Here is a 15,403-nt window from a genome sequence, read left to right on the forward strand (position 1 = left end):
CGGCGGGCCGGCGCCGGGACCCGCGGTCGCGACAAACCCCCCTCACCGCGGTCCCCGTGGTCACGCAGTCACACCGTTATCAAGTGACGGGTTCCCTGGGGCCGGGACGTCCCCTAGATTCACCGCATCTACGGCTGATCATGAGGGGACGGTTCGCCATGTCCGAGGCGGCACAAGAGAAACAACCGGTGGTCACTCCGGTCCGGGTGGTGATCGCGCTCTGCCTGATCGCCCCGTTCGTCGCGATGCTCTGGGTGAGCTCCTACGCCCGGAGGGACCCCGCGCTCATCGGGATCCCGTTCTTCTACTGGTACCAGATGCTGTGGGTCGTGCTGTCGACCGTGCTGACGATGGTCGCGTACCGGCTGTGGCACCGTGAGCAGCGCGCCCGCGCCTCCCGGGACGGGGGTGCGGAGCGATGAACGACGGTGTCAACGGCGTCGCGCTCGCCGTCTTCGTCTTCTTCTTCCTCGTCGTCACGGTCCTCGGCTTCATGGCCGCCCGCTGGCGCAGGGCGGAGAACGAGAACAGCCTGGACGAATGGGGCCTGGGCGGCCGCTCGTTCGGCACCTGGGTCACCTGGTTCCTGCTCGGCGGCGACCTCTACACGGCGTACACCTTCGTCGCCGTCCCCGCGGCCATCTACGCGGCGGGCGCGGCCGGCTTCTTCGCCGTGCCGTACACGATCCTCGTCTACCCGCTGATCTTCACCTTCCTGCCCCGCCTGTGGTCGGTGTCGCACAAGCACGGCTACGTCACCACCTCCGACTTCGTGCGCGGCCGCTTCGGCTCCAAGGGCCTGTCGCTGGCCGTCGCCGTCACCGGCATCCTCGCCACGATGCCGTACATCGCGCTCCAGCTGGTCGGCATCCAGGCCGTGCTGGACGTGATGGGCGTCGGCGGCGGCGAGTCGACGCACTGGTTCGTCAAGGACCTGCCGCTGCTCATCGCCTTCGGCGTGCTCGCGGCGTACACGTACTCCTCCGGACTGCGCGCCCCCGCGCTGATCGCGTTCGTCAAGGACACGCTGATCTACCTGGTCATCGCGGTCGCCATCGTCTACATCCCCATCAAACTGGGCGGGTTCGACGTCATCTTCGACACCGCGGGCAAGGCCTTCGACCAGGTCAACCCGGTGACCGACAAGCCGCGCGGCGCGCTCGTGCCGGGCGACGCGGGCCAGTGGACGTACGCCACGCTGGCGCTCGGCTCGGCGCTGGCGCTGTTCATGTACCCGCACTCGATCACGGCGACCCTGTCGTCCGGCAGCCGCGACGTGATCCGCCGCAACACCACGATCCTGCCGCTGTACTCGCTGATGCTGGGCCTGCTCGCGCTCCTCGGGTTCATGGCGATCGCCGCCGGCATCAAGGTGCAGAACGGCCAGCTGGCCATCCCGCAGCTGTTCGAGGACATGTTCCCGGACTGGTTCACGGGCGTGGCCTTCGCCGCGATCGGCATCGGCGCGCTCGTCCCGGCCGCCATCATGTCCATCGCCGCGGCGAACCTCTTCACCCGCAACATCTACAAGGACTTCCTGAAGCCGGACGCCACCCCGGCGCAGGAGACCAAGGTGTCCAAGATCGTGTCGCTGCTGGTGAAGGTGGGCGCGCTCGCCTTCGTCCTGACGATGGACAAGACGGTCGCCATCAACTTCCAGCTGCTGGGCGGCATCTGGATCCTGCAGACCTTCCCCGCGCTGGTCGGCGGCCTGTTCACCCGCTGGTTCCACCGCTGGGCGCTGCTGGGCGGCTGGGCGGTCGGCATGGTGTACGGCACGTGGACCGCGTACAACGTGGCGAGCCCCACGCAGCGGCACTTCGGCGGCTCGTCGGCGGAGATCCCCGGCATCGGCGAGATCGGCTACATCGGTCTCACCGCGTTCGCCCTGAACCTGCTGGTCACGGTCGTCCTCACCTTCGTCCTGCGGGCGGTCAAGGCGCCCGAGGGCGTCGACGAGACGGCGGAGTCCGACTACACCGCCGACGTCGGCGACCCCGGTGTCAGCCCCGAACTCCCCAAGGTGGGAACCGGTCACTGAGCCCGGGCGCCCTTCCGGCACCCGCGCCCCGCTCCACGAGGGCCCCCGCACCACCCCGGCAGGGGCGGTGCGGGGGCCCTTCCCGCGCCCCGGGGCGGGTGGGCGAGGATGGGGCGCATGAGACGTCGCCTCGCCCTGCCGTCGGTCGCCCTGTCCCTGCCGTTCCTCCTCGCCGCCTGCGGCACCCGGACAGCCGGCGCCGAGGTGCCCGACCGGGCCGAACTGGAGGCCCGCGCCGCCGCCCTGCAGACCCGGCCCGAGCACGTGTACGTGACGGAGGCGGACGGCTTCGACCTGGCCGAGCAGTCCGTGGGGGTCCTCGGCGACGACGGCTTCTCCGCCGCGTACGTCTCCGGGGGCGGCGGCACGATCACCCTCTCCGTCGAGCGCGGCCGGGTCGACCCGGCGAGCTGCCCCGCCCTCCCCCTCACCTCCGCCACCGGCGCCGGCGGCCCCGCCGAGGCGCCCTGCGAGAAGGACGGCGGGGGCTGGTACCGCGCCGCGGGCGGCTCCCACGAGTACGTGCGCGCCGAGGACGGGCTGCGCATCCGGGTCAGCGCCGACACCGGCGCCGTCGACCGCGCCACCCTGCGGGGCGCCGCCGAGCGGGCGCACCGCGCCTCCGACGCGGAGTTGGACGCGGTCCTGCCCGAGCGCGGGCCCGGCGCGGGCGAGCCCGTCGAGCGCGGCGACCTGCCGCCCGCGGGCGACGGGGCGCCCCGAAACGACGTGGGCGCGAGCGGCTGATCCCGCCACACTGGTCTCCATGAACGCCACTTGGACCCCACCAGTCGCATCGGACGCCACCGGCTTCGCCATCCGCCCCGTACGCCCCGCCGAGCACCACGCCCTGGGCGAGCTCAGCGCCCGCGCCTACCTCGACGGGGGGCTGCTCACGCGCGGGGCCGACGACCCCTACCTCGACGTGCTGCGCGACGTGGCGCGGCGGGCCACGGAGGCCAAGGTGCTCGTCGCCGTCGACCCGGACGGCACCCTCCTCGGCGGCGTGACGTTCGTCCCGTCCGGCGACAGCCCGTGGGCGGACATCGCGGGACCGGACGAGGCCGAGTTCCGGGTGCTCACCGTGTCCGGCGCGGCGCGCGGACGGGGCGTGGGCGAAGCGCTCGTACAGGCGTGCGCCGACCGGGCGCGCGCCGCCGGCGGCTGCGTCCGGCTCGTCCTGTCGGTCATCCCCCAGGCCGTCGCCGCCCGGCGGCTGTACGACCGGATGGGCTTCGCCAGGGCCCCGCAGCGGGACTGGGAGCCCGTCCCGGGCGTGCGCCTCCTCGCGTACGAGCTGACACTCTGACACAACATGTGGGGGGTGCCTCATCCCGCGCCCCCCACATGTATGCTCGTCCTCGCTGTCGCAGCAGGGGAATCCGGTGCGAGTCCGGAACTGTCCCGCAACGGTGTACCGGTGTGCCCTTCGCGTACCCCGAAAGTCCGACGACCTGCCGACGGCGCGCCCGGACCGTCCGGCCCGGGTGCCCAGACGTCCGGGCCTCGCGGAGTGGGCCGGTGGACGCGGTCACGCACGCCCCGTGCCCAGGGGTGAGGTGCGTCCGCTCCCCGCCGCCGCGCGCGTGGCCCCGAGCCGAGCGAGGGAGAGCCCCCACGTGACCATCGCGCCAGCGGATCCGGCCTCAGCCACCGAAGCCGACGCTCCCGGGACCGCGTTGCTGCGGACCCTGACCGACCTCACCGCGGACCTTCCCGACGCCGACCCCGGCCGGGTCGCCGCCGCCGCCCTGCGCGGCCGGCACGCCGGGTCGGACGAGGCCGAACTCCAGGAGCTCGCCACCGAGGCCGCGGCCGGTCTGATCGCCGAGGACCCGGCGTACTCCCGGCTCGCCGCCCGGCTGCTGGCCCGCACGATCACCGTCGAGGCCGCCGGCCAGGGCGCGGTGTCGTTCTCGGCGTCGGTCGCCGTCGGCCACCGCGAGGGGCTCATCGCCGACCGGACCGCCGACTTCGTCGCCCGCCACGCCGACCGGCTGGACGCGGTGACCGACCCGGCGGCCGACGACCGCTTCGGCTACTTCGGCCTGCGCACCCTCTACTCCCGCTACCTGCTGCGCCACCCGATCACCCGCAAGGTGGTCGAGACCCCGCAGCAGTTCCTGCTCCGCGTCGCCTGCGGCCTGGCGGAGGACGACACCACGCGCGCCCTCGGCGAGGTCGAGGCGCTGTACGGGCTGATGAGCCGGCTCGACTACCTGCCCTCCTCCCCCACCCTGTTCAACTCCGGCACCCGCCACCCGCAGATGTCCTCCTGCTACCTGCTGGACTCCCCGCAGGACGAGCTGGACTCCATCTACGACCGCTACCACCAGGTGGCGCGGCTGTCGAAGCACGCGGGCGGCATCGGCCTGTCGTACTCCCGGATCCGCGCCCGCGGTTCGCTGATCCGCGGCACCAACGGCCACTCCAACGGCATCGTCCCGTTCCTGAAGACGCTCGACGCGTCGGTCGCCGCCGTCAACCAGGGCGGCCGCCGCAAGGGCGCCGCCGCGGTCTACCTGGAGACCTGGCACGCCGACATCGAGGAGTTCCTGGAGCTCCGCGACAACACCGGCGAGGACGCCCGCCGCACCCACAACCTGAACCTGGCGCACTGGGTCCCGGACGAGTTCATGCGCCGCGTCAACGCCGACGCCGAGTGGTCGCTGTTCTCCCCGTCGGACGTGCCCGAGCTGGTCGACCTGTGGGGCGAGGAGTTCGACGCCGCGTACCGCGCCGCCGAGGCGCGGGGCCTGGCCCGCAAGACGATGCCGGCCCGCGACCTGTACGGCCGGATGATGCGGACCCTCGCACAGACCGGCAACGGCTGGATGACGTTCAAGGACGCCGCGAACCGCACCGCCAACCAGACCGCCGAGCCGGGCCACACGGTCCACTCCTCGAACCTGTGCACCGAGATCCTGGAGGTCACGGACGACGGGGAGACCGCGGTCTGCAACCTGGGCTCGGTGAACCTGGGCGCGTTCGTGGTCGGCGACGGCATCGACTGGGAGCGGCTGGACGAGACGGTCCGCACCGCGGTGACGTTCCTCGACCGGGTCGTCGACATCAACTTCTACCCGACCGAGCAGGCCGGCCGGTCCAACGCCCGCTGGCGGCCGGTGGGCCTGGGCGCGATGGGCCTCCAGGACGTCTTCTTCAAGCTGCGGCTGCCGTTCGACTCGCCCGAGGCGCGCGCCCTGTCGACGCGGATCGCCGAGCGGATCATGCTCGCCGCGTACGAGGCGTCCGCCGACCTGGCCGAGCGCAGCGGCCCGCTGCCCGCCTGGGACAAGACCCGCACCGCGCGCGGCGTGCTGCACCCGGACCACTACGACGTGGAGCTGACCTGGCCGGAGCGGTGGGCGGCGCTGCGCGAGCGCGTCGCCTCCGTCGGCCTGCGCAACTCGCTGCTCCTGGCGATCGCCCCGACCGCGACGATCGCGTCCATCGCGGGCGTCTACGAGTGCATCGAGCCGCAGGTCTCCAACCTGTTCAAGCGCGAGACGCTGTCCGGCGAGTTCCTCCAGGTCAACTCGTACCTGGTGGACGACCTGAAGAAGCTCGGCGTGTGGGACGCGCAGACCCGCGAGGCGCTGCGCGAGTCGAACGGCTCGGTGCAGGGCTTCACCTGGGTGCCGGCCGAGGTGCGCGCGCTGTACCGGACCGCGTGGGAGATCCCGCAGCGCGGCCTGATCGACATGGCCGCCGCCCGGACGCCGTTCCTGGACCAGTCGCAGTCGCTGAACCTGTTCCTGGAGACGCCGACCATCGGCAAGCTGTCGTCGATGTACGCGTACGCCTGGAAGCAGGGCCTGAAGACCACGTACTACCTGCGCTCCCGCCCCGCGACGCGGATCGCCCGCGCCGCGTCCGCGACCCCCGTGCCCGTCCAGCAGGTGTCCGAGCCCGACGCCGTCGCCTGCTCCCTTGAGAACCCCGAGTCCTGCGAGGCCTGCCAGTAATGAGCACCACCCGTAACACCAACCTCCTGGACCCCGGCTTCGAGCTGACCCTGCGCCCCATGCGCTACCCGGACTTCTACGAGCGCTACCGGGACGCCATCAAGAACACCTGGACCGTCGAGGAGGTCGACCTCCACTCGGACGTCGCGGACCTGGCGAAGCTGACGCCCGGTGAGCAGCACCTGATCGGGCGGCTCGTGGCGTTCTTCGCGACGGGCGACTCGATCGTCGCGAACAACCTGGTCCTGACGCTGTACCGGCACATCAACTCGCCGGAGGCGCGCCTGTACCTGTCGCGCCAGCTGTTCGAGGAGGCCGTGCACGTCCAGTTCTACCTGACGCTGCTCGACACCTACCTGCCCGACCCGGACGACCGCGCCGCCGCGTTCGCCGCCGTCGAGAACATCCCGTCCATCCGCGAGAAGGCCGCGTTCTGCTTCCGGTGGATGGACTCGGTGGAGAAGCTGGAGCGGCTGGAGACGAAGGCCGACCGGCGCCGCTTCCTGCTGAACCTGATCTGCTTCGCCGCGTGCATCGAGGGCCTGTTCTTCTACGGCGCCTTCGCGTACGTCTACTGGTTCCGCTCGCGCGGTCTGCTGCACGGCCTGGCGACCGGCACCAACTGGGTGTTCCGCGACGAGACGATGCACATGAGCTTCGCCTTCGACGTCGTCGACACGGTCCGCAAGGAGGAGCCGGACCTGTTCGACGACGAGCTGGGCCGGCAGGTCGCGGACATGTTGGCGGAGGCCGTGGAGGCCGAGCTGCAGTTCGCCCGCGACCTGTGCGGCGAGGGCCTGCCGGGCATGAACACCGAGTCGATGCGCGCCTACCTGGAGTGCGTCGCCGACCAGCGCCTGACGCGGCTGGGCTTCGCCCCGGTGTACGGCTCGGAGAACCCGTTCGCGTTCATGGAGCTGCAGGGCGTCCAGGAGCTGACGAACTTCTTCGAGCGGCGCCCGTCGGCGTACCAGGTCGCCGTCGAGGGTTCGGTGGACCTGGACGAGGACTTCTGACCGGTCCGTTCCCGGCGTGCGGCGGCCCGCACCCCTCCCGCGTGGAGGTGGTGCGGGCCGCCGCCGCGTCGGTCAGATGCCGCAGCTGGGCGCCGACCAGTACCGGCTGGACCGGTGGTCGAGGTGCGTGTGGTCGTTGTGGCCCGGGTAGCCGGGGCCGAGGATGCCGTTGAAGCCGTGGTTGCGGGCCTGCTGGGCCAGCTTGCACAGCGAGTGCGGGCCGGCGCCGAGGTCGGCCGCGTCGCCGTACAGGTGGCGGCTGTCGGACGCGCCGCCGACCGCGTCGTTGCAGCTCACCGAGCGGAAGCCGCTGGTCACCGTGACCGGCTGGTCGCCCAGGGCGTGCCGCAGGGCCTCCAGCTTCCACATGGTGCGCAGCGCGTTGGCCTTGGCGGTGGTCGCGCTCACGGCGCCGCCGGACCAGGTGGAGTTGCAGCGGTTGAGCTCGGCGTATTCGAAGTGCACCGGGGTGCAGTCGCTGTCCTGGAGCGCGTAGATCTTGCTGAAGGTCGCGGGTCCGGCGACGCCGTCGGCGGTGAGTCCGTAGGCGGCCTGGAAGCGCTTGACGGCGGCGGTGGTCGCCGGCCCGTACGAGCCGTCGACGGCGAGGACCCCGCCGTAGCCCGGGTATCCGGAGACCCGGATCTGGAGCTGGGTGACGTCGGATCCGGTCGCACCCTGCGACAGGGTGCGGGACCAGGTGTAGCAGTCGTCGGCCTGGGCGGGCCCGGCCGTGGCCACGACCCCGGCGAGGCCGGCGACGGCGGCCATGACCATGGACAACAGAAGGCGTGCCGTGCGTCTCAGCATTGCGTCTCCCTGCCGTGAGAACGGTGTACGGGAGAGACTGGCGGGACGTTCAACGCGCGTCAACAGCCCCCGCGCCACCGCCATTTGTCCGCCCGATGACGGAACGGTGAAGAGACGCCGACGGCCCCCGCCCACGGGGCGCGCCCGTGTCCGGAGGCCGGCGCCGAGGACCTACTCGTTCGGGACGACCGGGTAACGCGGCGTCCCCTCCGCCATCTGGCGCAGGGCGTCCTTGCGGTCCCGCTTCGACAGGCGGTCGATGTACAGGTAGCCGTACAGGTGGTCCGTCTCGTGCTGGAGGCAGCGGGCGAAGTAGCCCGTTCCGCGGACCGCGATGGGGTTGCCCTTCACGTCCTGGCCGCGCACGACCGTGTAGTCGGGGCGGGCCAGCGAGGCGTAGGCGGTGGGGACGGACAGGCAGCCCTCGTTGGAGTCGTCCAGGGCGCGACGCTCGGGCGGCAGCTCCTCCAGGACCGGGTTGCAGACGACGCCGACGTGGCGCACGCCCTCGTCGTCGGGGCAGTCGTAGACGAAGACCTTCAGGTCGACGCCGATCTGGTTGGCCGCGAGGCCCACGCCCTCGGCGGTGCGCTGGCTGGCGAACATGTCGTCGACCAGTCGGGCCAGCTCGTCGTCGAACGCGGTGACGTCCTTGCACTCCTTGTGCAGCACCGGGTTGCCGACGACCGTGATGGGGCGCGACGTGCCGCGCGCGCGGTACGCCTGCTCGCGCTCCTCGCAGTTCTCCGTGTCGACGACGAAGCCCTCGTCGTCCACGGGGAGGGCGTCGAAGCCCTGCTGGTCCGTCTCCTGCTGCGCCATGTCCGGTTTCGCGCCTTCCCTGAAGTACCCGTTGCGATGTGCCCGTACAGCCTACGGGCCCGGGATGAGGGGGATCAGCAGACTTCCTCCAGATCCCGCCATTCCCGGCTGTCGGGGCTGTCGGCGACCCAGCCGTCCAGCAGTCCGCGCACCAGCCCGGCCGGCGCGGCGATGCCGCACTCCCGTTCCGGCACCCACAGGTCGCCGGCGGTGCGGTGGCCGAGCGGGCCCGGGTGGCCGGGTTCGCTGTGGTCGTGCGGGTCGAGGTGTTCGCCGTCGCCCTCGGCGCTGGGCATCCGCGACTCGGAGCAGGAGCGGCACAGCAGCCGTACGGACGACGACCAGTCCTCGGCGGCGAACCCGGCGTCGGCCGCGAGCCGCTCCAGGTCGTCCCGGTCGGCCTCGGTCGCGGCCTCCAGGAGCACCACCCAGGTCGGTACGGGCGACGGCGCCCACAGCTCGATCTCGTCGAAGACGGGGAAGCTGTGGCCGGACACGGTGGTCCGCTCGCCGTTGGGCACCCCGTCGTGGAGGACGACCTCGCCCCAGCGGCGTCCGGACGACGGCAGCGGGATCGACAGGACCTCGATCCGGGCCGGGTCGAGCCTGCGGCCCCACACCACCTCGGCCTCGCCCTCCGGCGACAGCCGTACGGCGGCGCTGCCCAGCTCCATGCCGGTCGGCTCCCCGCCGGGGGTGTCCCCCGCGGGCACCTTCAGCCCGTACGCCTGCCAGGCCCGCCGGGCGAGGGGCCAGTCCTGGAGGGCGGTGGCGGCGATGCCGACGTTCCACCAGTCGGGCGTCCCGGTCTCCCGGTCCAGCAGGGCGACCGCCCGCAGTCCGGCGGCGCGGGCCTGTTCCCAGTCGTGCCGGAACTTGTGCAGCAGCGCCAGGTTGAACCAGGACTCGGAGAGCCAGGGCTCCAGATCGGCGGCGCGCGTCAGCAGCGCGCCCGCGTCCTCGTACCGCCCGTCCCCGATCAGCGTGAACGCGCGGTCGGTGGCCTGCCGCCACGAGGCGGAGGGCCGATGCCGTACCTTCCCGAAGATCCTCACGATTCCCGCCTGCCGGTCGCTGAAGGTCACTGCCCCCGGACACCCTCTCGTTGGCATCCAACCATGCCCGGTCGCACGCCCGCTCATTACCCATGGGTTACCCCGGCACCGGCCCCTCGACGCCGCCGCGGGCGACGACCCTGACGAGGGATTCCACCACCGCGGGGTGGTAGTCCCGCGCGGTCCCGAGGCGGAGGTGCTCCAGCGCCCGGAGCGCCCCCTGGGCGGTTTCCCCGGACAGGTCGTCGTACGCGTTGACGGCACGGACGATCCGGGCGGCGAGGGGCTGCTCCCGGTACGGGTCGGCCTGCCGCTCCACGACGACGGCGACGGCCGCGGGGACGCCGGTCTGGCGGGCCACGGCGCCGCCGAGCAGGGCGATGCGGCGCTGCTCCGCGGCGGGCAGCGGGGCGGTGGCGCCCTCGGGCACCGGGTCGACGAGGGACAGCTGGCCGATGTCGTGCATGAGCGCCGCGTACTCCAGGACGGTCAGCTCCTCCCCCGACAGGCCCAGTTCCCGCCCGACGGCCCGGCTGAGGGCGGCGACCCGGTGGGCGTGGCCGGGCGGGGTGTAGCCGGCGACCTCGGTAGCCCGGGCCAGGGACGCGATGGTCTGCCGGTAGGTGCGGCGGACGGCGGCGTAGCGGCGGAAGGCCAGTTGGGTGAGGAGCAGCGGTACGCACACCACGGGGAGCGCCCACAGCCCGGCGACGGTCACCGCGAGGGCCATCACGGCGCCGGTGGCGCGGACGGCGGACCCGATGCCGGGCAGGGCCCGCAGCTCGTCGTGGAGGAGGGGCGTGTAGGGGTGGCCGGTGCGGGCGTGCAGGAGGAGGGCCGCCAGGACGGCGTCGCACAGCGCGGTCAGGACGAGGAGGAGCAGCAGGAGCGGTATACGGCCGGGGTCCGGGACGGTGTGCAGGGGGCCGGCGCAGACGGCGACGAAGGCGAGGGTGAGCACCCGGCGGGCCATGTAGTCCGGGTCGGGGCCGCGGCCGCGCGCGACGTGCGGGACGGCCCCGGCCAGCGCGCCCGTCACGGCGACGGCGACGACCTGCGGGACGCCGTGCCCGGCGGGGACGAGGGCGTAGGCGAGCGCCCCGGCGGCGCCGAGCGGGGCGGGTTCTCGTTCGCCGGGCCCGGTGTGCCACCGGGCGAGCCCGCCGAAGGCGATCAGCGTCCCGAAGGCGAGGGCCGCCCCGGGCTGGTGGACGCCGTCCCGGAGGGTCCAGGCCACTCCCCCGGCCACCACCCCGAGGGCGCACCCCCACACCCACGCCACCGCGCACGGCACGCTCACCGCCCGCTCCTCCGGGACGGTCCGCGCGCCGGCCCCGAGCCCACCCCGTCACCGGCGGCGCCGGACTCCGGCGGCCCTTCGCGGGCGGGCCCGGGCGCCGGGGGCGCCGCCGGGGCGGGGGGCGGGAGGGGTTCGTCGGAGGTCACGGCCGTCTGCCAGCCGTGCCGGGCGAGGGCCCGGGTGAGGGCGTCGACCATGGCCGGGTCGAACTGGGTGCCGGCGCAGCGGGCCAGTTCGGCCAGGGCGGTGGGGACGGGGCGGGCGCGGCTGTAGGAGCGGGTGGAGGTCATCGCGTCGAACGCGTCGGCCACCGCGACCACCCGCGCCAGCTCCGGGATCTCGGCGCCCTGGAGGCCGTACGGGTAGCCCTTGCCGTCGAGGCGCTCGTGGTGGTGGAGGATCGCGGCGCGCGCCTCGCCGAGGAAGCCGATGCCGCGCACCATCTCGTGCCCGTACTCCGGGTGCAGCTCGATGATCCGCCGCTCCTCCCGGGTCAGCGGGCCGTCCTTGCGCAGCACCCGTGTGGGGACGCCGATCTTGCCCACGTCGTGGAGCGTGCCGGCGAAGCGCAGGACCTCCAGCCGGTCCTCGTCCATGCCGAGCTCGCGGCCGATCATGACGGAGGCGCGGCCGACGCGTTCGCTGTGCCCGCGCGTGTACGTGTCCTTCAGGTCGACGGCCTGGACGAGGGCCCGGATCGTCGCCTGGTGGGCGGCGCGCTCGCGGTGGTACTGGGTGTGCGCCCAGCAGGTGACGTACATCGGCAGCAGGGCGAACAGCGCGGCGGGCCAGCCGTACGGGCTGCGCCACAGCAGGGCCGTCATCAGCCCGACCAGCCCGTGCGCGGCGTGCACGGCGAGGGACCGGCCCAGCAGGCCCCGCCAGGCGTCGCGCGGCGGCACGCGTTCGGCGGTGGCGAGGATGCCGCCGTCGAGGAGGGTCAGGACCGCGCAGAACACCAGGACGGCCGCGGCCGCGGGGAGCAGCGCGTAGGGCAGGTCGGGGGACGGGCCGACGGCGGCGGGCCCGCCGAGGAGGGCGGCGGTCCGGGCGGCGGCCCAGACGGCGAGGGCGAGCCGCGCGGCCCGCCAGACGCGCCGGGGGCGGGCGGGGGGCCGGTCCCCGGTGGGGCCGAGCAGCGCCCCGGGTACGGCGGCGAGGGCGGCGGCGGCGGGTGGCAGCAGGAGCGCGGCGGCGAGGAGGACGGGGAAGTAGCACCCGGCGGGGACGGGCGGCGCGCCGTCGGCGGCCCGGCCCGGACGGCCGTCGGCGGGCCGGCCGGTGACGCGCCCCGCCGCCCCGGCGGTGAGCCGGCAGCGGGCCGGGGACTCGCAGAACGCGTAGAGCCCCGCCAGGAGCGCCACGGCGCCCCACGGGGTCGCGGACCCGGCGGCGAGCGCCGGGAGCGTGCAGGCGGCGGCGCCCAGCACCGCGCAGGCGATGTACGCGTGCGCGGCTCCCGGAATGCCCGCCACGACTCCTCCGTCTTCCGTTCGCCCTCCGTTCGCTCGGACCGAGCGACTGGCTGGCAGGCTAACGAGCGGGTGCGCCGGGGGCGGCGGGACGGAACCGATTAGCACCTTCGGGTGAAGCACACGCGGAACGGGGCGCCGCCGCGGTGTGTCCCGCGGCGGCGCCCCGTCCTTCGGATGCCGTGCCGTTACTCCTGGGTGGCGGCGGAGACGTCCTGGTCGGGGACGGTGTCCCCGGACCGGATCATCTCGATCCGCCCCATGACCTTCGCGCGCAGGTCGCTCGGTACGTCGTCGTGCCCGCAGCACCGCTTGACGAGCTTCTTCACGGCCTGTTCGAGCCCGTACTTCTCCAGGCACGGGGAGCACTCCTCGAAGTGCGTCTCGAACTTGGTGCAGTCACTGTCGGGCATCTCGCGGTCGAGGAACTCGTAGAGGTGGTCCAGGACCTCCGAGCAGTCCGTCTCGTGCGGCTCTCCGCAGCTCATGAGCCCGAGCCTTTCCGGTCGTTCGTCGACTCCCCGGCGCCCGCGGGAACCAGCCCGCGTTCGCGGGCGTAGTCCTCGAGCATGCCGCGCAGCTGGCGGCGCCCACGGTGGAGCCGGGACATCACCGTGCCGATGGGTGTACCCATGATGTCCGCGATCTCCTTGTAGGCAAAGCCCTCGACATCGGCCAGGTACACGGCGATGCGGAACTCCTCCGGGATCGCCTGGAGGGCGGCCTTCACATCGGAGTCGGGAAGGTGGTCCAGCGCCTGGGACTCGGCCGAGCGCAGACCGGTCGACATGTGCGACTCGGCGCGGGCGAGCTGCCAGTCCTCGATCTCCTCGGCCGCGCTGCGCTGGGGCTCGCGCTGCTTCTTGCGGTACGAGTTGATGAAGGTGTTGGTGAGGATGCGGTACAGCCACGCCTTCAGGTTGGTGCCCTCGCGGAACTGGTGGAACGAGCCGTACGCCTTGGCGAACGTCTCCTGCACCAGGTCCTCGGCGTCCGCCGGGTTCCGCGTCATCCGCAGGGCGGCCGAGTACATCTGGTCGAGGTAGCCGAGGGCGTCCCGCTCGAAGCGCGCGTTGCGCTCGCCGTCCGTCTCCTCGGGGCCTTCGACGGACCCCCTGTCGGTCCCAGTGACCGGACCCACCTCCTCCAGCGCCGCGGCGAGACCGAGTGCGGACCCGCTCGAATCGGAGAATAGTCGACCACCCGCCGACCGTCCTTGTCGATTTCCCTCGCCCGTCACCCGCACGGAGCCGGTCCTCGGCCCGGACAGCACCGTCCAGTCCAGCTCAGTGGCGCGCGACCGGTTCGGGCAGATGGTCGAACCCATGCGACGGACTCCCTCTCCTGGCCTGATGTCGTTCACCGACGGTCAGGACAACAGCGGGTCCCCATTCCTCATTCCCGGTCGGTCCGAAGGCCCCCGAGCCATGCCGCGACCCCGTCGGCGACCGTCCTGAGGGCGTCCTCCTGGGTGGTGGCGGCCCGCTTCGGTACGGCGAAGGAGTGGTCGGCCCACGGGACCTCCACGACCCGGTGGCCGCCGCGGGGGAACTCGGCGGGCTTCCCGAAGGAGTCGTTGCCGCCCTGGACGACGAGCGTGGGCAGGCCGCCGCCCGGCAGCTCGTCGGCGCGGGACTTCTCGGGCCGGCCCGGCGGGTGCAGCGGGAACGCCAGGGCGAGCACGGCGTGGGCGTCCAGGTCGCGGGCGGTGCGGCAGGCGACGCGGGCCCCGGCGCTGCGCCCTCCGGCGACGACGGGCAGGCCGGGCGCGCGCAGGGCGGGCCACAGGTCGCGCCAGGCGGCGTCCAGGGTCTTCGGGGCGGGCGCGAGCTTCCTGCCGGCGACGCGCCAGGGCTGCTCGACGAGGGCGACGGTGGCCGCGGCGGCGCGCGGCAGGTGCGCGGCGAGGGCCTGGAGGTCGCGGGCCTCGATCCCGCCCCCGGCCCCGTGGCCGAGGGCGACGACGAACCGGGCGCCGGGCCCGGCGGGGTACCAGGTGATCCGGGCGTCGCCGGCGCCCGTGGGGATGGTCTCGGTCTGTGTCACGGGGCCATCCTCGCGCGGCCGGGGCGGGCAGCGGTCAGAAGAGGGTGCTCTCCTCGGGCGCGTCGAGTTCCGTCACGAGCTCGGGCCCGTTGTTGCGGACGTTGCTGACGGCGGTGGCGACCGGGTACGCCCGCATCAGCCCGCCGGGCGGCGGGGCGAGGAGGGCGCGCAGGTCGTCGGTGTCGGTGCGGGCCGGGTCCAGCCAGGCGTCCCAGCGGTCCTCGGTGAGCGCGAGCGGCATCCGCGGGTGGATGTCGGCGAGGCTGCGAGGGCCCTCGGCGGGGGCGACGCCGAGGGGGTCCTTCTCGGCCTCGGTGGTGATCACCGAGCAGGTCGCCCACCAGGCGCCCGGGTGGTCGGGGGGCAGCGTCGGGTCGCGCCAGAACTCGTACAGGCCGGCCATCGCGAGGACGGAGCCGTCGGCGGGCGTGACGAAGTAGGGCTGCTTGCGGGGCCGCTTCTTCCCGCCCTCGACCTCCAGCCGCCGCTCGTCACCGCCGGTGACCCACTCGTAGTAGCCGTCGGCGGGGATGATGCAGCGGCGCGAGGCGAAGGCGCGGCGGTAGGAGGGCTTCTCGTGGACGGTCTCGGCCCGGGCGTTGATCATCCGGGCCGCGCCCTCGGGGGTCTTCGCCCAGGAGGGCACGAGTCCCCACTTCAGGGTGCGCAGCTGGCGAACCGGACGGGGCGTGGCGGCGTCCTTCAGGGGGCGGTCGAGTACCGCGTACACCTCTTTGGTCGGGGCGACGTTCCAGTCGGGCTCCAGGGCCTCCTCGGGCTCCCACTTCTCCACTCCGAAGATCCCGGCGAGGTCCTCGGGCTTCCGGCTGGCCGCGTAACGTCCGCACATACCGTCAAGCCTGCCACGTCCCC

Annotated in this window: 15 protein-coding genes and 1 riboswitch; of the genes, 6 read left to right on the plus strand and 9 right to left on the minus strand. The window is 73.4% G+C overall.

The window, feature by feature from the left end:
- Positions 1 to 158 precede the first annotated feature (158 nt).
- The 6 genes from IE106_RS01020 (at position 159) to IE106_RS01045 (ending at position 7,025) form a co-directional block, all read left to right on the plus strand.
- The gene (locus IE106_RS01020; RefSeq protein WP_189529302.1) at positions 159 to 422 is read left to right on the plus strand and encodes a DUF3311 domain-containing protein; all 264 of its coding nucleotides are present in this window, start codon (positions 159 to 161) and stop codon (positions 420 to 422) included.
- Positions 419 to 2,041, plus strand: a complete 1,623-nt coding sequence (mctP, locus tag IE106_RS01025; RefSeq protein WP_189529303.1) for a monocarboxylate uptake permease MctP — start codon at positions 419 to 421, stop codon at positions 2,039 to 2,041. Before IE106_RS01020 ends, mctP begins: the two co-directional genes overlap by 4 nt.
- Before the next feature lie 117 nt (positions 2,042 to 2,158).
- On the plus strand, positions 2,159 to 2,788 hold the full coding sequence (locus IE106_RS01030) for a hypothetical protein (protein WP_189529304.1): 630 nt from the start codon (positions 2,159 to 2,161) through the stop codon (positions 2,786 to 2,788).
- A gap of 19 nt (positions 2,789 to 2,807) precedes the next feature.
- Positions 2,808 to 3,350, plus strand: coding sequence for a GNAT family N-acetyltransferase (locus IE106_RS01035; RefSeq protein ID WP_189529305.1), 543 nt, complete (start codon positions 2,808 to 2,810; stop codon positions 3,348 to 3,350).
- A 36-nt stretch (positions 3,351 to 3,386) separates the two neighbouring features.
- A riboswitch (cobalamin riboswitch) is annotated at positions 3,387 to 3,517 on the plus strand.
- Between the two features lie 143 nt (positions 3,518 to 3,660).
- Positions 3,661 to 6,009, plus strand: coding sequence for a ribonucleoside-diphosphate reductase subunit alpha (locus IE106_RS01040; RefSeq protein WP_189529306.1), 2,349 nt, complete (start codon positions 3,661 to 3,663; stop codon positions 6,007 to 6,009).
- Entirely contained in the window at positions 6,009 to 7,025 is a 1,017-nt protein-coding gene (locus IE106_RS01045) for a ribonucleotide-diphosphate reductase subunit beta (protein WP_189529307.1), read from the plus strand. The genes IE106_RS01040 and IE106_RS01045 overlap by 1 nt, the downstream gene beginning before the upstream one ends.
- 72 nt (positions 7,026 to 7,097) lie before the next feature.
- Here IE106_RS01045 and IE106_RS01050 read toward each other — a convergent pair whose 3' ends face one another.
- The 9 genes from IE106_RS01050 to IE106_RS01090 all read right to left on the minus strand — a co-directional run bounded on the left by IE106_RS01050 (position 7,098) and on the right by IE106_RS01090 (position 15,380).
- Positions 7,098 to 7,835 carry a D-Ala-D-Ala carboxypeptidase family metallohydrolase gene (locus tag IE106_RS01050; protein ID WP_189529308.1) on the minus strand — a complete coding sequence of 246 codons (738 nt, stop codon included), beginning with the start codon at positions 7,833 to 7,835 and terminating at the stop codon, positions 7,098 to 7,100.
- A 171-nt stretch (positions 7,836 to 8,006) separates the two neighbouring features.
- A complete protein-coding gene (gene def / locus IE106_RS01055; protein WP_189529309.1) occupies positions 8,007 to 8,657 on the minus strand; it encodes a peptide deformylase in 651 nt (216 codons plus the stop codon).
- A gap of 74 nt (positions 8,658 to 8,731) precedes the next feature.
- Positions 8,732 to 9,712, minus strand: a complete 981-nt coding sequence (locus IE106_RS01060; RefSeq protein ID WP_189529907.1) for a tetratricopeptide repeat protein — start codon at positions 9,710 to 9,712, stop codon at positions 8,732 to 8,734.
- A 97-nt stretch (positions 9,713 to 9,809) separates the two neighbouring features.
- Positions 9,810 to 11,012 carry an HD-GYP domain-containing protein gene (locus IE106_RS01065; RefSeq protein WP_229839911.1) on the minus strand — a complete coding sequence of 401 codons (1,203 nt, stop codon included), beginning with the start codon at positions 11,010 to 11,012 and terminating at the stop codon, positions 9,810 to 9,812.
- Positions 11,009 to 12,487 carry an HD-GYP domain-containing protein gene (locus IE106_RS01070; RefSeq protein ID WP_189529310.1) on the minus strand — a complete coding sequence of 493 codons (1,479 nt, stop codon included), beginning with the start codon at positions 12,485 to 12,487 and terminating at the stop codon, positions 11,009 to 11,011. The genes IE106_RS01065 and IE106_RS01070 overlap by 4 nt, the downstream gene beginning before the upstream one ends.
- A 185-nt stretch (positions 12,488 to 12,672) precedes the next feature.
- Positions 12,673 to 12,972, minus strand: coding sequence for a mycothiol system anti-sigma-R factor (rsrA, locus tag IE106_RS01075; protein WP_189529311.1), 300 nt, complete (start codon positions 12,970 to 12,972; stop codon positions 12,673 to 12,675).
- Positions 12,969 to 13,625, minus strand: a complete 657-nt coding sequence (locus IE106_RS01080) for a sigma-70 family RNA polymerase sigma factor (RefSeq protein ID WP_189529910.1) — start codon at positions 13,623 to 13,625, stop codon at positions 12,969 to 12,971. Before IE106_RS01080 ends, rsrA begins: the two co-directional genes overlap by 4 nt.
- Before the next feature lie 254 nt (positions 13,626 to 13,879).
- The gene (locus IE106_RS01085) at positions 13,880 to 14,530 is read right to left on the minus strand and encodes an alpha/beta hydrolase family protein (RefSeq protein ID WP_189529312.1); all 651 of its coding nucleotides are present in this window, start codon (positions 14,528 to 14,530) and stop codon (positions 13,880 to 13,882) included.
- A gap of 34 nt (positions 14,531 to 14,564) precedes the next feature.
- Complete coding sequence (locus tag IE106_RS01090) at positions 14,565 to 15,380, minus strand: SOS response-associated peptidase (RefSeq protein WP_189529313.1); 816 nt, start codon at positions 15,378 to 15,380, stop codon at positions 14,565 to 14,567.
- Positions 15,381 to 15,403: the final 23 nt, after the last annotated feature.

This window comes from Streptomyces roseolilacinus (genome assembly GCF_014649335.1).
GTDB lineage: Bacteria > Actinomycetota > Actinomycetes > Streptomycetales > Streptomycetaceae > Streptomyces > Streptomyces roseolilacinus.

Excerpts from the sequence above, each read along its gene's own strand:
- IE106_RS01020 (WP_189529302.1), top strand. The coding sequence starts at position 159 with ATGTCCGAGGCGGCACAAGAGAAACAACCGGTGGTCACTCCGGTCCGG.
- mctP (WP_189529303.1), top strand. The coding sequence starts at position 419 with ATGAACGACGGTGTCAACGGCGTCGCGCTCGCCGTCTTCGTCTTCTTC.
- IE106_RS01030 (WP_189529304.1), top strand. The coding sequence starts at position 2,159 with ATGAGACGTCGCCTCGCCCTGCCGTCGGTCGCCCTGTCCCTGCCGTTC.
- IE106_RS01035 (WP_189529305.1), top strand. The coding sequence starts at position 2,808 with ATGAACGCCACTTGGACCCCACCAGTCGCATCGGACGCCACCGGCTTC.
- IE106_RS01045 (WP_189529307.1), top strand. The coding sequence starts at position 6,009 with ATGAGCACCACCCGTAACACCAACCTCCTGGACCCCGGCTTCGAGCTG.
- IE106_RS01050 (WP_189529308.1), bottom strand. The coding sequence starts at position 7,835 with ATGCTGAGACGCACGGCACGCCTTCTGTTGTCCATGGTCATGGCCGCC.
- def (WP_189529309.1), bottom strand. The coding sequence starts at position 8,657 with ATGGCGCAGCAGGAGACGGACCAGCAGGGCTTCGACGCCCTCCCCGTG.
- rsrA (WP_189529311.1), bottom strand. The coding sequence starts at position 12,972 with ATGAGCTGCGGAGAGCCGCACGAGACGGACTGCTCGGAGGTCCTGGAC.
- IE106_RS01090 (WP_189529313.1), bottom strand. The coding sequence starts at position 15,380 with ATGTGCGGACGTTACGCGGCCAGCCGGAAGCCCGAGGACCTCGCCGGG.